We start from the raw sequence: 18,860 nt of genomic DNA, 5'->3' as shown, positions 1-18,860 counted from the left end.
CAGCACCATGAACTCGTCGCCGCCCAGGCGGGCCACCACGTCGGAATCGCGCAGCGCCCTGGGACTTGTCCTTTTGACGTGGCTGCGGCCATACAGGGTTCTGAATAGTTACAATAAATGAAAGGTCAAAGGACAGAACATTTCTTTTTTTTGATACTTAAAAGATAACATATTGAAAGTCAAAAAATGTAAAATGTATTCCCACTTAGCAGCGGGAGTTTTGCAACTCCCTCCCGTCACTCCTTGACCGGACCGGACCGTTTGAAGGGATCGAGTACGATGTTCTCCTGATAAACGGGATAAGCGATCGGCTGGGTGTTCTGATAGCCGATGCGCAGCCGCCGCGACTCCTCCATCAGGTGATAGCTCACCTCCACCTCCACGCGCTCCCCCTCGCCGTGGTCGAAGGAGAGGGCGTACTCCCGAGGTTCGTTGAAAGGCAGGCGGTTGTCCCACAGATCGACGATGAAGGGACGCCACAGGATCCGACGCTTCATCACCTGACGCTCCTCCTTCACCACCCGGCCTGTCTTGTCCAGCAGCCGCATGGTCAGGATCAGGTGACGGTCCGGGGTTCCCGTGGGCAGGTAGTGATGGGTGCCGGTATTGGTCAAGGTCACCACCAGTCGATACCGGCTGCCGTCGTCCTCCAGGTGGTGAACGACCGACAAGGCCTTTTTCACCATGGGGGGATGATGCCCGCCCTGGAAGAGGTGACGCCCTCCCGGACGCGACACCCCCCCTTCCACCAGGGGGCGATTGATCCGGGGCAGGTGGCAACCGACACAATCGGGTTTACCTTTGCCCTCCGCGATCTCCTCCATGGTGCCGCAGGGTTGTTTGCGATAGAACATGTCCCAGCGGTTGCCCGGCACGTCGTGGCAGATTTTGCAGGGACTGTTGCCCGAGAGAAAAGCCGGATCCACTGTCACCGGATGGGGCGCATGGCTGGTTTCGTAAGGACCGATGATGCGCCCTTCCCGCACATGACAGACGGCGCAGGTCACCCCTTCGTTTTGCAGTTGGGGGTCGTAGTCCGGATTGGGCTCGGTTATCGGGAAGAGACGTTCGCTGTCGGAGAAACCCACCACCTTGCCGGGGCGTTGTTGCGTCAGTTGGATATGGCAATTGTCGCAGACCGGGGGGTTCTTCTCGAAGGCCCGGTCCGCCACGAAATACTCTTCGGTCCAGGCCGCCGCGTGAATGCTGCCGGACCACTCCTCATAAATTTCCCGGTGGCATTCCCCGCACTCCGAGGCGCGAAGGCTCTTCAGTCCTTCCGGAACCGTGGTGACGATGGGCAAGGCGAAACGATCCCCCACCACGAAGATGTTCAGCGGGCGGACCAGCCTCCAACCGAGGAAGACGACCAGTAACAGCAGGAGAATCCAGCGCAATCGCATCTTGGGAACCCGGATGGAAATGAATTTTTTCAGGTATACGGGGGTTGGGGGGGATTATCCCCCCAACGGGTCCAGGGCAGCGCCCCGGGACTTTTCCTCTATCTTTTGAGCCAATTGTAAAATCACCAAGCAATCACTCGGAGACATCTAAGCTGAACGAAAAGTCAAAGGACAGAACATTTCCTTTTTTTTGATACTTAAAAGATTAAAATATTGAAAGTCAAAAAATTTGTACTATATTCCTGATTATCACATGGCCTTTTGCAATACCCCATTGTATATCTTAAATTATATAATTTATCCTTTCAGGCTCGCCCCGCTCCCGCCTTCACCCGCTGGAAGGTCGTCTTTGTGAGCGGCCAGCGGGTGAAGCGCATGGCCCGCGTGTTCCGTTTCCAGAATCATGTTGGCCAGCAGGATGGCCCCGTTCCGGGCCAGGCGATGGCAACGGGCGTGGGTGAGGCGATTGGACGGACCGAATTTGGCGAGGAGCTTTTCGCAAACATGGCCGCCGGTCTGTTCCGAGAGGATTTCGAAAAAGCGACCCGCCATCTGCCGGGCCTGGCGATTGGTCTCCTCGGGGCGCTCCCGGCCGTAAAGCAAACCCAGCGCCAGCGCACCACCGGAAAAGACACCGCAGGTAGCCTTCTTGCCCCCCATGCCACCGCACAATCCGCTACCCAGGCGGGCCAGTTCGGCGGGATCGCTCCCCTGCCGGGCGAAGAGTTCCGCCACACCGCGCACCATGGCTTCGGAGCAACAGAGGCCCGCCTCGAAATGGCTTTGCACCCGGTCCCCCAGAGCCACGGCACGCGGGTCTTCTTCCGCAACGACCGCTTGACGCCTCCCTTTCAGACGCCGCAACAGAGCCGCGATGCGCTTCATGCCTCCCTCCGCTAGCCGGAAAGCCCCTCTCCCTCGCCGGGCAACAGGGCCACCACCTCTTCTTCGCTCAGCATCACCGAGAGGAAGATCTCCACATCGCCGTCCTCGTAGATTTCGATCTCCAGGGCATGGCGTCGGGCTGCGTCGCTCAACAGGTGGTAGTCGAACCCCTCCCCTTTTCCGGGCTCGAAGAGAAAATCGGAACCCCGGTAATCCCCCCGGAAATAGATGCCTTTCCGGGGCCAGGGGCGCAACTGGTAAACCTCCGCCGTCCAACCCCGCAGGGTGGGCGGTTCCGGCCCTTTGCGGTGCAACTGCAATGACGAGCCGTTGCGTTGTTCGAAGAGGCGTTCCAACTCCTCCAGGTCGAAAAGCCGCTGCAGATCCTCCCGTGAAACCATGCCGCTGAGGGTGAGCTGTCGAACTCCCGACTGGAGATCCTGTTCACCCACCATTAAATAGAGCGGCACCTTGTTGCTTTCCAGGAGGGTGAATTCCGGATACCGCTGATCGCCGAAGGTGTAGGTATTGATGTCGGTGACGGTGAACTCCCGCTCCGAAACAAAGGATTGCTCAAGCACCCCGAATCGGATGCGATCACCGACGCACAACTCGCCAGGATGTTGCAGCAGTCGTTTTACGGGTCTGCTACCAAATGAAAATAATTTTTTAAGTATCCCACTCATAAGACGCTCCGACCCCCCGGACCAGACGGCATGCCCATGGCCAATCGGGATGGACTCCCGGACACTATTTTCAGGCCATACCTGTTCCCAGTCAAAGGTTGCTTCGCAATTCCGGCCATTCCCTGTAGCCAACCCTTGGTTAAGGGTACGTTAATATGCTATGGGATAGTGTATGGATACAAACCGGTGGCCTTCGAAACCCTCGCCTGCGCCAAGGGCCTTATGACCAATCGCATATTGATCATCGAAGACGAAAAGGACCTGCTGACCGCCCTGGAATACAATCTGACCCGGGAGGGCTTTCAGGTACTCACCGCCAGTTGCGGAGAGGACGGACTGCTGCTGGCGGGAGGCGCACGCCCGCCGGACCTGGTGGTACTGGACCTGATGTTGCCGGGCATCTCGGGATTCGAGGTCTGTCGGCGATTGCGGGCCTCCAAGAACGTCGGCACTATTCCGATTTTGATGCTTTCGGCCCGCAGCGAAGATTTCGACAAGGTGACCGGCTTCGAATGCGGCACCGACGACTATGTGACCAAGCCCTTCAAGGTGAGGGAGTTGGTTTTGCGCATTCACGCCCTGTTGCGGCGGGCCAAACCGGCGGGAGCGGCCCAGTCCGCCCCGGCGATGCGGGAGTTCGGCCTGCTGAAGGTGGACGAAGAGGCCCATCGGGTCTGGGTCGGCAGTGAAGAGGTCAGCCTGACCGCCATGGAGTTCAAGCTGCTGTTGACCTTCATGGAGCGCCGTGGCCGGGTGCAGAACCGCGAGGGGCTGCTCAACGATGTCTGGGGCATTCACGCCTTCGTGCAAAGCCGCACCGTGGACGCCCACATCAAACGCCTGCGCGACCAACTCGGCGAAGCGGGCAACTATATCGAAACCATTCGCGGCGTGGGCTACCGCTTCAAGGAAAAACCGGACGATGTCTGAAAGAAACAGCCTGGCGGATTCCGGTTTCACCCGACGGGAGATTTGCATCGGGGGGGGTCTGCTGCTGGGCGGGGGATTGCTGCTGGCGTCCTGCGCCAGTCGGCCCACGGTGCAGGGCATTCATCAGGCGGGGCGGGATCTGCGGCTCAACGGCATCGCCGTGGGCCAGGGGGAACCATTGGAGGAGACCTCCCTGCTGGAAACGGGCGAGGAGGAGGCGGTGCTGGTGGTGGGCGGCGACGCCCTTCTCATGCGGGCCAATGCCAAAGTGGCGCTGCAACTCTCCCCGCTGGCCCCCAAACGGAACCTTCTGGGCGTCGAGGTGCATCGGGGAGGTTTGCTTTCGGTTTTCGCGCCCGGGGCCCGGCAGCTCAAAACCCCTCACGCCCAAATCGCCCTGCGCGGCACCGGCATCTATCTGGAGGCCCGGACCGGGGAATCCTATATCTGTGTCTGTTACGGCAGCGTCACCATTCAGGGTCGGGAGCAGCCCACCCTTCAGGAGCGGTTCACCACCCGCCACCACGAACAACCCCGCACCATCACCTCCGGCGAAATCGCCAAGGCCCCCATGCTCAACCATACCGATACGGAACTGGTCATGCTGGAAGCCCTGGTGGGTCGGAAACCGCCTTTCACCCCTTCGGCGGCTTACGGCTGGAAAGGCCGGACCTGGTAGTTTCCCATCCCAAGCCCGGCCCTTCTTCACTTCATACGGGGGTTCGGGGGGGGATTATCCCCCCCGACGGGTCCAGGGCAGAGCCCTGGGACTTTTCCTTTCGCCGTTGACTTCCAACCTCACGGGGTCCAGGGGGCACCCCTGGGACTTTTCCGTTGGCTGTTGACCTCCAACCCCATGGGGTCCAGGGGGTACCCCTGGGACTTTTCCGTTGGCTGTTGACCTCCAACCCCCGGGGTTGCACCCCTGGGACGTTTCCTTCCGCCCTTGGCCCGATCCCATCGCTCGATGCGGGCGGCTGAATCGTCAACTCAACCGTAACGGCCTTCGATGTAGTCCGCCGTCTCCTTGTTTTTCGGAGTGACGAAGAGCTGCTCCGTGGTTTCGTGTTCCACCACCCGCCCCATGAGCATGAAGATGCACTCTTCCGAAGCGCGCCGCGCCTGGGCCATGTTGTGGGTCACGATGAGAATCGAGTACTGACCCCGCAACTCCCAGATCAGCTCCTCCACCGCCGCCGTTCCCTTGGGATCGAGGGCGGAGCAGGGTTCGTCCATGAGCAGCAGCGCCGGTTTGACCGGCAGCAGCCGGGCGATGCACAACTTCTGCATCTCCTCCAGCGACAGCCCCACCGTGGCTTTGTGGTGGAGCTTGTCCTTCATCTTGTCCCACAGCAGCACCGTCTTCAACGCCTCCTCGACGATGCCGTCCTCCTCGGATTTGGAGGGTTTCTTGCCCGATTCGTTGTGAATGCGGTAGCCGAAGAGGATGTTGTCCCGAATCGAGATCGGCATCGGGTTGGGCCGCTGGAAGACCATGCCCACCTGCTTGCGCAACTGGGCCAGCTCCACCGTTTCGCCATAGACGTTCTGGTCGAAGAGGTCGATGGAGCCGGTGATGCGCACGTAGCCCAACCGCTCGTTGATGCGGTTGACGCTGCGCAGAAAGGTCGATTTGCCACACCCGGAAGGTCCGATCAGGCTGGTGATCATGCCCTTGCGGATTCTCAGGTTGACATCGTACAGGGCCTGGAAGGTCCCGTACCACAGATTGAGACTCTTGGAAACCACGGCATAGCCATCGTCGGTGGCCGCCGGTCTGGTAGGACTTGTCATATCGAATCCGCCTCTCGAATCGTAATAGCTTGTTGCCTCACCCGAAGCGTCCCTCGATGTAATCCCGGGTGCGTTGATCCTTGCACTTGCCGGAGAAGAGATCCTCCGTGGTGCCGCATTCGACCATCTCCCCGTTGAGCAGGAAGGTGGTGCGATCCGCCAGGCGATTGGCCTGCTGCACGAGGTTGGTGACCAGGATGATGGTCATGTCCTTTTTCAACTCCTTGAGGACATCCTCGATGCGCATGGTGGTCACCGGATCGACGGCGATGGAGAACTCGTCGAGCATGAGCAGTTCCGGATCCTGGGAGAGGGCCCGGGCGATGGTCAGGCGCTGCTGCTGCCCTCCCGAAAGCAGGCTTCCCAGGGAGTTGAGGCGATCCTTGACCTCATCCCACAGCGCGGCGCGACGCAGGCAGCGTTCGACGATCTCGTCGAGGGCGCGTTTGTCGCTGATGCCCCGCAACCGGGGGGAGAGGGTCACGTTGTCGTAGATGGTCATGGGCAGACCCACCGGCAGCGGAAAGACCACCCCGATGCGGCTGCGCAGGGAGTAGACGTTCTTCCAGTCGCGAATATCGACCCCGTTGAAGTGGATGGTGCCGGTCACCTTCATGTTGGGACGAATGTCGCTCATGCGGTTGATGGCGTTGAGCAGCGAGGTTTTGCCGCTGTTGGCCGGTCCGATGATGCCGATGATCTCGTTTTCGATGATCTCCATGTTGATTTTGGAGAGGGCGGTGAACGAGCCGTATTGAATGGTCAAATCGCGGATCGCCACCTTGACGTTTTTTCGGGACGTGGCGCTTACCATTTTCTCTTACCCCGCAGACGCATTCTGAACCAGATGGAGAGGGTGTTCATGATCATGACGATGGCGATAAGCACCAGGGCCACGCCATAGGGCAGGTTCTCGGGGACGCCGGGCACCTGGGTGGCGATGACGAAGAGGTGAAGGGCCAGAGCCATGGTCTGGTCGAAGACGCTTTCCGGGAGGAAGGGCAGGAACATCGCCGCTCCGGTGAACATGATGGGCGCGGTTTCCCCGGCGGCGCGGGATACCTGCAGGATCACCCCGGTGAGGATGCCGGCGATGGCGTTGGGCAGCACCACGTGGCGGATGGTCTGCCAGCGGGTGGCGCCCATGTTCCAGCAGGCTTCGCGGAAGGCCCGCGGCACCGACTGCAGCGCCTCCCAGGAGGAGACGATGACCACCGGCAGGGTCATGATGGCCAGGGTGAGGCTGGCCGCCAGGATCGAGGTGCCGAAGCGGAAGAATGAGACGAAGGCCCCCACGCCGAAGAGGGCATGGACGATGGAGGGCACACCCGCCAGATTGATGGTGGCCAGGTTGATGGCCCGGGTCAGCCAGTTGTCCGGAGCGTATTCGGAGAGGTAGACCGCCGCCGCCACGCCCAGAGGCACCGAAGCGAGCAGGGAGACCACCACCAGCCAGATGGTGCCGAAGAGTGCGGGGAAGATGCCGCCTTCGGTCATGCCCTTTTTGGGATCGGTGAAGAGGAACTCCATGCTGATGGCGGAGCTGCCCTTGACCAGCAGCGTCCCGATGATGAGGATCACCGGAATGACCAGAACGATGAACATGATCAGGAAGAGCGTGCGATAGAGGCTCTCCACTTTCTCGTTTTTATGATTGATTGCAGTAGCTTCGAACATCTTGCTCACTTGCCTTTCTTCACCCCGCGGACGATGAAGTCGGCGGTCATGTTGATCAGGAAGGTGATGAGGAACAGGAAGATGCCGATGGCGAACAGGGAGCCGTAATGGTCCGAACCCACCGGGGTTTCGCCCAGTTCGGCGGCGATGGTGGCGGTCAGGGCCCGCACCGAATCGAACACCGAGGTTGGGATGTTGATGGCGTGTCCGCTGGCCATCAGCACGGCCATGGTTTCACCGAATCCCCGTCCCACACCCAGCAGCGCTGCGGAGAGCAGGCCGTTTTTGGCGGCGGGCAGCACCACCTTGTAGATGACCTGCCAGCGGCTGGCGCCCAAGGCTTCCGCCGCCTCCCGATAGGTGTCGGGCACCGCCTTGAGGGCGTCTTCGGCGATGGAGGTGATGATGGGAGCCGCCATCAGCGCCAGGATGATGCCGGCGTTGAGCACGTTGAGGCCGATGGGCACATCGAAGGTCTCGATGATGAACTTGTTCATGATGGACAGGCCGATGAAGCCCCACACCACCGACGGAATGGCCGCCAGCATTTCGATGAGGATCTTCAGGTATTCCCGTTTTTTGCCCTTGGCGAACTCACCGACGTAGATGGCCGCGCCCAGGGAGAAGGGAATGGCGATGATCATCGACATCACCGTCACCGCGGCGGTTCCCGCGATCATGGCCAGGATGCCGTAGGTGGCCTTGATCTCCGAGGTGGGCCGCCATTTCGGCGAGAAGAAGAACTCCATGAAGTCCATCTTGTGAACGATGAAACCGACCCCTTCCTTGAAGACAAACAGGAAGATGCCGATCACGAAGATGATGGCCGAGATGCCGCACAGGAACATGAAGACCTGCATGGCCTTGTCCACCATCCAGTTGGTATCGCGGCGATCCCCCGCCGCGGCTGCGCCCTGGAAACTTTCCGACATCAAACCCCCTCCTCTCCGCGCAGGATATCCATCAAGCCACGCAGTTTGATGATCAGGGTGCGTTGCACCTCTTCAAAACGGCGGCGTGCGGCCGACTCGTCGCCGGGGTCCGGGGCATCCCCCAGATTCCAGTCCTGAAAAGCGGCATGGAAGGGAATATCGGGGACGTAGGAACGAACCGTGCCCTCCAGGCTGATGATCAGGTCGGCCCCGTTCAACTCTTCGCTGGAGAGACTGTTGGGACGCTCCAACTTGGGCTCCGCACCCTGCTGCTGGGTATACCAGCGCACCAGATGGGGGTTGAACGTGGCTCCCGGGTTGCGCGAGGCAAAGCTGAAGCGGGCCGAAACCGGGTAGATGCGACTGCCGGTGAGAGCCGCCAGGGGGGCCAGGCTCGAATTGTCCTCGTCGAGAAAAAGGATGTTGAAAACCTTCTCGGCCTTCTCTTCCCCGGTCAGGGCGAAGAGGATCTCTTCGCAAATGTTCTCCGCCCGGTCGCTGACCCGCTCCAGCATGTAGAAGACGGAGGCCAGATCGAGCAGGTCGTGGGTCTTTTCCACGTGTTTGTCGCCGACTTCCACCAGGATCTCGATGGATTGATCCAGCTCCATGCCCATCTGCTTGGACATGGCCATGGTGCCGTGAGCCAGACCCACGTCGTTTTCGCGGAAGGCGTTCAGGGACTGGGTCAGCATGGTGCGGGCGTTGGCCGACATGGTTTCCAGCTCGCGCCGCAACAGACCTTCGGGAACGTGGGTCAGATTGATGGCTTCCCGGGAGATGGTCACGGCATAGTCGCCGATGCGCTCCAACTCGTAGACCATGCGGTAGATCGACATGAGAAAACGCAGATGCCCGGCGGTGGGCAGATGCCGCGCCATGGCGCCCAGGCAGGCGCGCAGGGTGGTCTTCTCCTGACGACCGATAACCCGGTCGAAGAGGATCACCTGGTTGGCCAGAATATCGTCGTGGTTGAACAGAGCGTGCATGGAATCCCGCAAGGCCTTCTCCACCTCTTCACCCAACTGGATGACCTTGGCGCGGATCAGCTCCAGATCCTGCTGCAATCGTTTCTCGTAGACACTCATCTTATCGGTTCCTTAATTCCGGATGTCACGGTTCCCAGGGCATACTTAAATCATTTTACGATTTGGACACTACCCAGGCAAAAAGATCGGGAAGGAGATCGCTCTCCTTCCCGTTGGTTGGTTACTCTTTCAGGTTCAGGGTTTGGCGCAGGGGATCTTGCGAACCGGGGCGAAGCCGGTGTTCTGCAGCACACACTGGCCGATATCGCTCATGATGTAATCGAGATAGGCTTTGAGGTCGCCGGTGGGCTCGCCGTTGGTGTACATGAACAGGGGCCGGGCGATGGGATAGACCCGGCTGATGGCGGTGTCCATGGTGCCTTCGATGGGGGTGTCACCCTCTTTGGCGGAGATCTTCAGCATCTTGATATCCGAGGTGGCATAGGCCATGCCGCTGTAGCCGATGGCGCAGGGGGTGTGGGCCACCAGATCGACCACGTCCTTGGAGCCGTGCAGATCCTTGGTGCCCATGACGAAGTCACGCTTGCCCAGAACCGCTTCCCGGAAGTATTCGTAGGTGCCGGAGTTGTTCTGACGGCTCACCAGAATGACCTTGCCGTCCTTGCAGCCGGGAACGGTCACTTTGAGTTTGTCCCAGGAGGTCAGGGTGCCGCCATCGCCGTACATCTCGGCCAACTGGGTCAGGGAGATGCTCTCCAGGGGGTTGCTTTTGTGAACGAAGACGCCCAGAGCGTCGAAGCCCACGGTGTACTCCTTGGGATCGATCTTCTTCTCGGCCGCGAGTTTCTTCTCCTTTTCGGAGATGGCGCGGCTGGCATTGGCCAGCTCGACGGTACCGTTCAGCAGCGCGGCGAAGCCGGTGCCGGAACCGCCGCCGGTGACGGCGATGGCCACGTCGGGCTTGACCTTCTGATAGGCTTCCGCCCAGGCCTGGGCCACGTTGACCAGGGTATCGGACCCCTTGTTCTGGATCATGGTGCGAGCCTGCAGGGCCACCATCGGCAGAACCGCCACGGAGACTGCCAGAGCCAGGATACGGGATACTTTCTTCATGCCACTTTTCCTTTCCGATCGTGAACTCACCAAAGAGGGCCACCCCCCCTTCGCTTCTTGGATACGGAGATTACCGGCCTTCCATGACAGGATGATGACGACGGGGTAACGTGTATGTAAATTTGCAGAAATAATTTGTGGACGGGGCGAGATATTATGTGGGGAACTGGAAAGGCTTGCTCTATAAAGGGGGGAAGCCGCCCCGAATAGCCTCGGGACAGCGCATCGGCTCATTCGAACGCTTTGCTAAACAGACACAACGCCGCCTGCGCCTTCTGAATGAGGTCTCCTCCATCGAGGATTTGATGGCCCTGCCTCCTGCCGTTTCGGGACTTTGGGGGTGGCCGCGTCGGTCAGTACACTTTTCGCATCAATGAGCAATGGCACCTTTGTTTTACCTTCGAGGAGGAAGATTCCCACCATGTCGAAATCACCGACTACCATTGAAACCCAGCCTGCGATACTGAATCTACCCCCCATTCATCCCGGCGAGATCCTGCAAGGAGAGTTGGAAGAACTCTCCCTGTCCGCCAACGCTCCGGCCCGGAACCTGGACCTGCCCACAAACCGCATCACCGAAATCCTCCACGGCAAACGCGGCATCACCGCCGATACCGCCCTGCGCCTGGCCCGCTATTTCGGAACCTCCGCCCGATTCTGGCTGAACCTGCAAATCAGCTACGATCTGACAACCGTCGAACAAAACCATGGCAAAGAAATCGCCGAAAAGGTGAGCACTCGTGCTGCGTGGTAGCTATTCAGCCACCCCGCATTGAGCTGCATGATCGGGTCAACAGCGAAAGGAAAAGTCCCAGGGGTGCCCCCTGGACCCCATGGGGTTGGAAGTCAACAGCAAATGAAAAGTCCCAGGGCGCTGCCCTGGACCCGTCGGGGGGGGGATAATCCCCCACAAACCCCCGTTTATCTGAAACAGATATAAAAAGTCAAAGGATAGAACATTTCCTTTTTTTGATATTTAAAGGATAAATATTAAACGTCAAAGGATGCCGTGGACGCTTCCCCATGATCCTCCTCCAGACACTGGCTGTGATCCCCCAACGTCTCGATCAACCGGCAATGCGCCGAATCCCCGCTTTGACACACCGCCAAAATACGCTGCAACTCCCGCTGCAACCCCTGCAATCGAACAATCTTGCCCTCCACCTCCGCCAAATGCTGCCGCGCTATGGCATCCACCTCCCCGCACGGACGCTCCCCCCCATCCCCCAAGCGTAACAATTGCCCGATCTGATGCAGCGAAAATCCCAACTCCCGACAATGCCGAATAAACAACAACCGCTCCACATGCCGCGCCGTGTACCGCCGCTGCCCTCCCTCACTGCGATAGGCGCGGGGCAACAAACCTACCTCCTCGTAATACCGAATGGTCTGCACCGGACAATCCGCCACCTTGGCCAACGCCCCGATGCTCTGCAACACACCACCCATTTTCCCCTTGAACCTCATCTTACTGGAGGTTGTACACTGGCCAACAGTGATCGATTCTCATCCCGAGCGGAGTCTTCCCCATGGCCTTCTGGCAGCAACTCTCCGAACTGATTCTGGATATCGCACCCTGGCTGGTATTGGGACTGATCGCCGCCGGGCTTGTCAAGGCCTGGATCCCCGAATCCACCGTAACCCGCTGGCTGGGCGGAACAGGCCAGGCCGGTATCTGGCGCGCCGCCCTGGTCGGAACCCCCCTGCCCCTCTGCTCCTGCAGCGTCATCCCCATGGCCATGGGACTGCATCGCAACGGAGCCTCCAAACCAGCCACCGTCGCCTTCCTGGTCTCCACCCCCGAAACCGGCATCGACTCCATCGCCCTCTCCTGGGTGCTGCTGGGACCCTTCCTCACCGTGCAGCGCATCGTCAGCGCCATCACCGGCGCAGTGGCCTCCGGCCTGATGGTGCGGGCCATGGATCGGGAAACCCCTCCCCCCGCCCCGATCAGCCAATGCACCAGCTCCTGCTGCGGCAAAAAAAACATCCCCCAAGGCCCCATGGCCCGTACCCTGGCCGGCTTGCGCTACGCCTTCACCGATATGTGGGACGATCTGGCGGTCTGGTTGCTGGGCGGAATTCTGCTGACCGCCGTGGTCATGACCTGGATGCCGCCGGGCGAACTCTCCCGCTACGCCCAGGGAAGCTGGTTCGACATGATCATCATGGTGGTGGTGGCCGTGCCCGTCTACGTCTGCGCCACCGCCTCCACACCCCTGGCCGCCGCCATGATCCACGCCGGACTGACCCCCGGCATGGCCCTGGCCTTCATGATCGCCGGACCCGCCACCAACCTGACCACCATGGCCATCATCCGGAAACAGTTGGGTGGACGCACCCTGATCGCCTATCTGCTGGCCATCGTCGGCAGCGCGGTGATCATGGGACTGGTCACCGACCTGCTCGCCCCCCTGTGGCCCATCCAGGCGGGACACGCCAGCGCGGAACAAGCCCTGCCCCTCTGGTTGAGCCTGGGATTGAGCAGCCTGCTGGGCCTGATGACGCTGAATACCTTGCGCCGCAAACTGCCCAGACCCGCCTTTTAATATTTAATCTTTTAAGTATCAAAAAAAGGAAATGTTTTGACTTTTCTAAAAAAGAATTTTACAGAACAAAGTCAAAGGACAGAACATTTCCTTTTTTTGATACTTAAAAGATAAATATTGAAAGTCGCCCCGCTCAGTGCAGGGCCATTCGGGCCAGCCAGCCCGCAACCGAGGAGCGGCTGAAATCCAGCACCAGTCTCGGCACGAATCCACCCCCCAACACCAGCAGCACCCAAATCCCCGCCAACCACCGCTCCCGTGGCAACAAATCGGTCAACTGGGAGACCTCCGCTCGCACCACCGGCCCCAGAAAAGCGTTGCGGTAAAATCCCAGAAAGGCCGCCGCGCCCAGTATCGATCCCCCCAGCGACGCCAAACCCGCCCCCATGAAGGCATTCAACGTCCCCACCAAAATCAGGTGCTCCCCCGGAAAACCCACGGTCAGCGGCACCCCGATGGAGGCCAGACCCAGCACCAGAACCGCACTGGCGGCCATGGGCATGGTTCGGGCGATGCCCCCCATGTGGGAGAGATCGGTGGAGCCCAAACGACGATGCACCCCCTGCGCCAGCAGAAAAAGGCCCCCCGTGGTCAAGGCGAAGGAGAGCAAATGGAACTGAGCCCCCTGCACCCCCTGCGGCGTCAAGGCCGCCAGACCCAACACCACCAGCCCGACATGCGACATGCTGCCGTAAGCCAGCAGAAGCCGCAGATTGCTCTGGGCCAGGCTGACCAGGCCTCCGTAAATCACCCCGACCACCCCGAGTCCCGCCAGCAGCCACTGGAACTCATGGGCCGCCTGCGGCGCCAGGGGCAGGGCGAAACGCAACAAGCCGTAGGCGCCCAACTTGAGGCCGGTCATCACCGCCGTCACGGCGAACGGCCCTTCCATGGCCAACAACGGCAGCCAGGTATGCAGCGGCCACACCGGAATCTTGACCCCGAAACCGAGCACCAGCAGCAGGAAGATCGCCGTCTGGGCCGATCCCGGAATCGACAGGTTCAAAAGCGCCGGCAGGGAGAAGACCATGCCCTGCTCCGGACGGGAGAGAGCCGCCAGAATCAGACCGAAAAGCAGCGGCACCCCACCCACCAGCATCAACAGGGTGTACTTCAACGCCGCCTGACGCCGATGCGGGCCGATGCCCCACAGACTGACCAGTAGATAGATCGGCAGCAGGGTCATCTCCCAGAAAAGGAAGAAGAGGATGAGATCCAGGGCGCAGAAGATGCCCATGGTGACCCCTTCCAGCACCAGCAGAAAAGCCAGTCGCTGGCGGGCCTGACCCTGACCCAGCTCGGATACCAGAATGGTGCCGAAGAAGAGCAGACCCGTCAGGGGCAGGAAGGGCGCCGAAAGACCGTCCACCCCCAGGCGATAACTGATGCGCAGGGTTTCGATCCAGGAATGCTCTTCCTGAAACTGAAAGGTGGGCAGAGTGCGATCCATGGCCAGGATAACCAGCAGACTGACCACCAGTTCCACCCCGGCGATGCCCAGGGCCACGCGATTGACGGCGCGGTCGGAACGCACGCTCCACAGCAGGGGAATGCCGAGGATGGGCAGCCAGACCAGCAGGCTCAACCAGGGCAGGCCGCTCATGGCAACACCTCCAGCCGGGAGAAGGAGTGGGCCAGGGCCTTGGAGGGTGCCTCCACCAGCCGCATCCAGGGATCGGAGAAGAAACCGGCGTAAAGCTGCACCGCCACCATCAGAATGGCGATGGTCCCTTCCACCACGCCGATGCGGCGCACCAGGGAGCCGGTGACCGACTGCGGTCCCGGCGAAGCCAGAAAGGCGCGCTGGAAGGCCCAGAGCAGACACGCCGCCGCCGCCACGTTGCCCACGGCGGCCATGATGGTCACCAGTGCGCCGAAGCGGTCGATGGCCCCTTCCAGCACCAGATGGGCGGCATCGAATCCCGGCGTGCCGGGCATGCCGACGATGGCGATGCTGGCCACCAGAAACCCGATGCCCACCAGCGGCTGCCGGTCGAAAAGCCCGCCCAGCTTGTGCAACAGCAGGGTGTGGGCGTGTTTGAAGATCAATCCGGCCATGAAAAGCAGAGTGGCCACCGCCAGTCCGAAGTTGGCCGCCAGCAACACCCCGCCCTGAAACGAGGAGGCGTGCAGGCTGAAGATGCCGATGAGCATCACGCTGGTGTGGGAAACCACGGCATAGGCCAGCAGCCGGCGCATGTTCTGCTGTTCCAGTGCCAGCAGAGCGGCGTGGAAAGTACCCGCGCTGGCGAAGGCCACCACGAAGGTGTGCCACTGCCAGACCTCATCGGGAAAAAGCGGGATCAGAAAACGCAGGATGCCGTAAACACCGGTTTTGACCCCGATGAGAAAGACCAGGGCCGGAGCCACGGTGCCGTGTTCGGCCACCCCCGGCAGCCAGCCGTGCAGTGGAAAGGCGGGAATGCGGATGGCCAACCCGTAAAAAAGCAGGAAGAAAAGCACCGACTGCCGGCCCGTCGGTACGGAGTGGTCCAGCAGGTTGACGAGATCGAAGCTCCAGCGGCGATCCGGCGTGGTGTCGGCGTATTCCCAGCCCAGCAGATAGGTGGCCCCGATCAGCAGCAGCCAGCCCACCATGAGAAACTGATAATAGCGGGTGCGAGCGGGCCCCTCCTCGGGGGAGGTGGCCCATTCGTGCAGCAAACCGCCGCCCAGTCCGATCTGCAGCAGGGACATCAAAGAGAACCAGAGCAGATCCACCGTGGCCACCTGGCTGATCACCACCGTCTCCATGGCCAGCACCATGGCCAGGAATTGGGGCATGCGCTCCAAATCGCGCACCCAGCCGTAGAGCATGACCATGATGGTCAGAAAGGCGGTCAACAGGATGAACAATACCGTGAAGCCGTCGGCCCCGGCGTGGTAGACCAGCGGGGCCAGCAGAACCACCTTTTCCGCCAGTTGCAGGCTGGGATTGGCGGTGTTGAGCAGGTTGTGCAGCAGGGTGGCCAGGTAGAATTCACCCCCCGCCACCGCCAGCGCCAGCAGCAGGGCCGGCAGGGGGCGTTTCAGGAACCACAGGAAACAGGCCCCCAAGGCGGGCAGCAGTTGCATGGTTCCCAGCAGGGGGAAGGAGGAGACCGCACCCCAGTAGATTTCGTTGGAAGTCATCATACCCTACAAAACCACCACAAAGGTCAGCACCAGAAGCAGGATCAGGTAACGGGGTCTCTCCAGAAGGCGGTCGATCAGGGCCAGCCGCGCCCCCAGCCGGCCCAGCATGGCGATCATGCCATCGCCGCCGCTGGGCAGGATCAGGTTGACTTCCACCCAGTGGCAAATGGTGGCCGAACGTTCCAGCAGACGCCCGGCCAGTCCATGAACCCGCAGGGGATCGAGGCCGTCTCCCCCCTGACCCGTATGCAGCAGCTCCTTGCCCAGGGGGCGGCCCACGATGCGGGCCACCACCTGGACGTCGAAGGTGAGCAGATCCCGGGCCAGGGCCAGAGTGGGCCGGGTCAGCAGGGTTTCGGCCAGATGGTCGAGCCAGAAGCGTTGCAGAGCGGCGGTGAAAAGGCGCTCCTGACCGGACAGCCAGCGGGGGACGGGCCGGGCCGGACCCGCGACCAGGTGCATGTAGGAAGGGGCCAGAAGAAAATGGACCAGCCGCCACAGGGCATGCCCCGCCAGGTACCAGGCGGCCACATCGAAGAGACCCAGACCGCAAAGCAGCACCATGAAGCCCACCTGGGCCTGGGTGGAGGCCATCAACAGGCTTTTGACATCGCTCTGCACCAGCCCCACCAGCAGGCCGTAGAGCATGGAGAGGCCCCCCAGCACCAGGAGCAGGCCCATCATGGCCACGGATTTGACCAGCAGGGGTTCCAGCCGCAGCAGCAGAAAGACCCCGGCATGGACCATCAGGGAGCCGTAAAAGACGGCGCTCGACGGAGTGGGCCCCTCCAGGGCGCGCCCGATCCAGGCGGCGAAGGGGATCTGCCCCGATTTGGCCATGGCGGCCAGGATGAAGCCCGCGGCGACCAGTCCGACATGCAGGCTGTCCACCCGCCCCACCTTGGCGAAGATCTCCTCCCACTCGATGCCCCCCATCCAGAGGAAGGAGAGGGTGATGCCCACCAGGAAACCGGCATCGCCGAAGCGGTTGGTCACCAGGGCGCGAGTGGCGTTGCCGGTTGCGGTGGCCCGGTCGTAGGCGTAGCCGATGAGCAGGAAGGAGGCGACCCCCGCCACCTCCCAACCCACGAAGGCCAGCAGGGCGTTGCCCGAAAGGGTCAGCAGCAGCATGGCCCCGGCGAAGAGGCACAGAATGGCGAAAAAGCGTTGGAAACCCGGCTCGCGATGCAGATAATTCACCGAAAAACGCGCCGTCAACCAGAGGCCCACCGCCATCAGGGTGGCCATGGATAGGCCCAGCCGGTCGAGCAGAAAGCTCACGGAGACGCGATACGTTCCGCTGGAGATCCAGGTGCCCACCACGATTTGACCCGGTTCCCCGGCGTAAAGAGCCCGCAGATCGAAAACCAGCAGGAGCAGCAAGGGCAGGCCGATGCCCCAGGAGGCGATGCGGGCGCAGGTTTTTTCGCTCGCTTCCCCGCGCAATTTCCCGGACAGGAAGCCCAGGCCGATCCACATGGCCGCCAGCCAGGGCAGCAGCGGCACCAGCCAGACCAGACGTTCAACCATTGGCGTCCCCTTCCCTGCCGGTGACGAGTGCGGGCGGCAGCGGTCCCGTATGGCCGCGATACCAGTCCGGGGACCAGTCCACCTGCGGCACGGGCTCCGCGTCGGGTTGCCAGGGCTGCCAGCCCGTCCCGGTGCAATAGACGTGCAACTCCGCCGAATCGGGATCCATGGCCGCCAGTTGGATCCAGCCCTTGGCCACCAGTTCCATGACGATGGGCTGACGTTCGCAGATGCCGCTGAGGATCTCGGGACGATGTTCCACCACCACCAGCAGTCGCATGGCTTCGTGAATTTCGATCATCTGACGGGGCAGCCCGGTGCGCAGATCGGAGGAGGTGCCCTCCATGACCCCGAAACCGCCCACCACGTTGTGGACGATCTTGGTACCGCAACCGTAGCCGTCGTTGTTGACGGTGGAGAAGTAGTATTCCAGGCTGATGCCCGCCCCCACGGGGCCGGCGTTGACCAGGATGGTCTCCACGATGGCTCCCCGGGGATCGGTGGAGGGATCGTAGGAGATGAGGAAGATGCGCCGGTCGAGGAAGAGACCACGGGTGGCGGCGCGCCGTCCGATGAAGGCCACGGCGTTGGTGGCGTGACCCAGTTCGGGACGGGCCTGACTGGGGTCGCTGGCGCGACCCTCCATGTGAGACAAGGCCTCGGCAAGGGTGGGGAAACGCGGCGCGGAGGCCAGACGGCGACAACGTTCGTGGGCCGAAAGGGTGCGCGCCTCCTCCAGGGCCTTGCCGAGGGTGGCCAGGGGCTCCCGGAAGGCGGCGGGCATGGCCTCGGTGTCGAACCAGAGCAGACCTTCGTCACAGGTGTTGTGCTGGGCCCCCAGAAACCAGGTATCGTCGGGGATGTCGAGGCCACGCTGCCGCAGCAGGGCCCGCACCTCCGGGCGATTGGCCATGGTGGCGAAGACCCGGGCGTTGGGTCCGCCGTGGCGTCCCGAGCAGGCCCCGCAGTCGTAGGCCGCCAGATGGGGGTTGTTGCGGCTGAAGGAGCCGTGGCCCATGATCACCACCAGGGGGGCGAAACCCCGGATCAGGCCGATGGTGCGCAAAAAGCCCTCCACCCGCTGCGCCTGTTCCGCATCGGTGAATCCGGGGCGGGGTTGGGCCGGGGTGGCGGGCGGCGCGGAGGCAGGGGCCGTCAGGGCCAGACGGGTGGAGACGGTGCCGTCGATGGCGCGGCGCAGACGTTCCAAAAGTCGACCGACGGGGGCCGGAAGCAG

18 protein-coding genes are annotated in these 18,860 nt (G+C 61.6%); 4 read left to right on the top strand and 14 right to left on the bottom strand.

Annotated features, from left to right (window positions below):
* Positions 1-236: 236 nt before the first annotated feature.
* From HQL56_09970 to HQL56_09960, 3 genes are all read right to left on the bottom strand, one after another.
* Positions 237-1,403 carry a hypothetical protein gene (locus HQL56_09970; protein MBF0309843.1) on the bottom strand — a complete coding sequence of 389 codons (1,167 nt, stop codon included), beginning with the start codon at positions 1,401-1,403 and terminating at the stop codon, positions 237-239.
* A gap of 297 nt (positions 1,404-1,700) precedes the next feature.
* A complete protein-coding gene (locus HQL56_09965) occupies positions 1,701-2,150 on the bottom strand; it encodes a C_GCAxxG_C_C family protein (protein MBF0309842.1) in 450 nt (149 codons plus the stop codon).
* A gap of 149 nt (positions 2,151-2,299) precedes the next feature.
* Positions 2,300-2,869, bottom strand: coding sequence for a hypothetical protein (locus HQL56_09960; protein ID MBF0309841.1), 570 nt, complete (start codon positions 2,867-2,869; stop codon positions 2,300-2,302).
* A 327-nt stretch (positions 2,870-3,196) separates the two neighbouring features.
* Here HQL56_09960 and HQL56_09955 point away from each other — a divergent pair, with 327 nt between their 5' ends.
* Together HQL56_09955 and HQL56_09950 are read left to right on the top strand one after the other, a co-directional pair.
* On the top strand, positions 3,197-3,904 hold the full coding sequence (locus HQL56_09955) for a response regulator transcription factor (protein ID MBF0309840.1): 708 nt from the start codon (positions 3,197-3,199) through the stop codon (positions 3,902-3,904).
* Positions 3,897-4,583: a hypothetical protein gene (locus tag HQL56_09950; protein ID MBF0309839.1), complete on the top strand. Its 687-nt coding sequence runs from the start codon at positions 3,897-3,899 to the stop codon at positions 4,581-4,583. Before HQL56_09955 ends, HQL56_09950 begins: the two co-directional genes overlap by 8 nt.
* Before the next feature lie 311 nt (positions 4,584-4,894).
* Here the strand turns inward: HQL56_09950 and HQL56_09945 are convergent, their stop codons facing one another.
* From HQL56_09945 to HQL56_09920, 6 genes are all read right to left on the bottom strand, one after another.
* Complete coding sequence (locus tag HQL56_09945; GenBank protein MBF0309838.1) at positions 4,895-5,698, bottom strand: phosphate ABC transporter ATP-binding protein; 804 nt, start codon at positions 5,696-5,698, stop codon at positions 4,895-4,897.
* A gap of 37 nt (positions 5,699-5,735) precedes the next feature.
* A complete protein-coding gene (locus HQL56_09940; GenBank protein MBF0309837.1) occupies positions 5,736-6,512 on the bottom strand; it encodes an ATP-binding cassette domain-containing protein in 777 nt (258 codons plus the stop codon).
* On the bottom strand, positions 6,506-7,375 hold the full coding sequence (pstA, locus tag HQL56_09935; GenBank protein ID MBF0309836.1) for a phosphate ABC transporter permease PstA: 870 nt from the start codon (positions 7,373-7,375) through the stop codon (positions 6,506-6,508). Before pstA ends, HQL56_09940 begins: the two co-directional genes overlap by 7 nt.
* A 5-nt stretch (positions 7,376-7,380) precedes the next feature.
* The gene (pstC, locus tag HQL56_09930) at positions 7,381-8,307 is read right to left on the bottom strand and encodes a phosphate ABC transporter permease subunit PstC (protein ID MBF0309835.1); all 927 of its coding nucleotides are present in this window, start codon (positions 8,305-8,307) and stop codon (positions 7,381-7,383) included.
* Positions 8,307-9,395: a phosphate signaling complex protein PhoU gene (gene phoU / locus HQL56_09925; GenBank protein MBF0309834.1), complete on the bottom strand. Its 1,089-nt coding sequence runs from the start codon at positions 9,393-9,395 to the stop codon at positions 8,307-8,309. Before phoU ends, pstC begins: the two co-directional genes overlap by 1 nt.
* A 135-nt stretch (positions 9,396-9,530) precedes the next feature.
* Positions 9,531-10,409, bottom strand: coding sequence for a phosphate ABC transporter substrate-binding protein (locus HQL56_09920; GenBank protein ID MBF0309833.1), 879 nt, complete (start codon positions 10,407-10,409; stop codon positions 9,531-9,533).
* A 463-nt stretch (positions 10,410-10,872) separates the two neighbouring features.
* Here HQL56_09920 and HQL56_09915 point away from each other — a divergent pair, with 463 nt between their 5' ends.
* Positions 10,873-11,163 (top strand): HigA family addiction module antidote protein, encoded by a 291-nt coding sequence (locus tag HQL56_09915; GenBank protein MBF0309832.1) that lies wholly within the window; start codon positions 10,873-10,875, stop codon positions 11,161-11,163.
* Positions 11,164-11,399: 236 nt separating this feature from the next.
* Here HQL56_09915 and HQL56_09910 read toward each other — a convergent pair whose 3' ends face one another.
* Positions 11,400-11,858, bottom strand: coding sequence for a helix-turn-helix domain-containing protein (locus tag HQL56_09910; GenBank protein ID MBF0309831.1), 459 nt, complete (start codon positions 11,856-11,858; stop codon positions 11,400-11,402).
* 80 nt (positions 11,859-11,938) lie between these two features.
* Here HQL56_09910 and HQL56_09905 point away from each other — a divergent pair, with 80 nt between their 5' ends.
* Positions 11,939-12,958 carry an SO_0444 family Cu/Zn efflux transporter gene (locus HQL56_09905; GenBank protein ID MBF0309830.1) on the top strand — a complete coding sequence of 340 codons (1,020 nt, stop codon included), beginning with the start codon at positions 11,939-11,941 and terminating at the stop codon, positions 12,956-12,958.
* Positions 12,959-13,091: 133 nt separating this feature from the next.
* Here the strand turns inward: HQL56_09905 and HQL56_09900 are convergent, their stop codons facing one another.
* The 4 genes from HQL56_09900 to HQL56_09885 all read right to left on the bottom strand — a co-directional run.
* The gene (locus tag HQL56_09900; GenBank protein MBF0309829.1) at positions 13,092-14,561 is read right to left on the bottom strand and encodes an NADH-quinone oxidoreductase subunit M; all 1,470 of its coding nucleotides are present in this window, start codon (positions 14,559-14,561) and stop codon (positions 13,092-13,094) included.
* On the bottom strand, positions 14,558-16,090 hold the full coding sequence (locus HQL56_09895) for an NADH-quinone oxidoreductase subunit L (protein ID MBF0309828.1): 1,533 nt from the start codon (positions 16,088-16,090) through the stop codon (positions 14,558-14,560). The genes HQL56_09900 and HQL56_09895 overlap by 4 nt, the downstream gene beginning before the upstream one ends.
* A gap of 6 nt (positions 16,091-16,096) precedes the next feature.
* Entirely contained in the window at positions 16,097-17,623 is a 1,527-nt protein-coding gene (locus HQL56_09890; protein MBF0309827.1) for a hypothetical protein, read from the bottom strand.
* Positions 17,616-18,860, bottom strand: a 1,245-nt coding sequence (locus tag HQL56_09885; GenBank protein MBF0309826.1) for a DUF2309 family protein, incomplete at its 5' end; no start/stop codon positions are given. The genes HQL56_09885 and HQL56_09890, both read right to left, overlap by 8 nt.

It is taken from the genome of Magnetococcales bacterium (assembly GCA_015231925.1).
Taxonomy (GTDB): domain Bacteria; phylum Pseudomonadota; class Magnetococcia; order Magnetococcales; family JADGAQ01; genus JADGAQ01.
The sequence above is the reverse complement of the archived record's forward strand: the minus strand, read 5'-3'. Positions and strand labels throughout refer to the sequence as shown.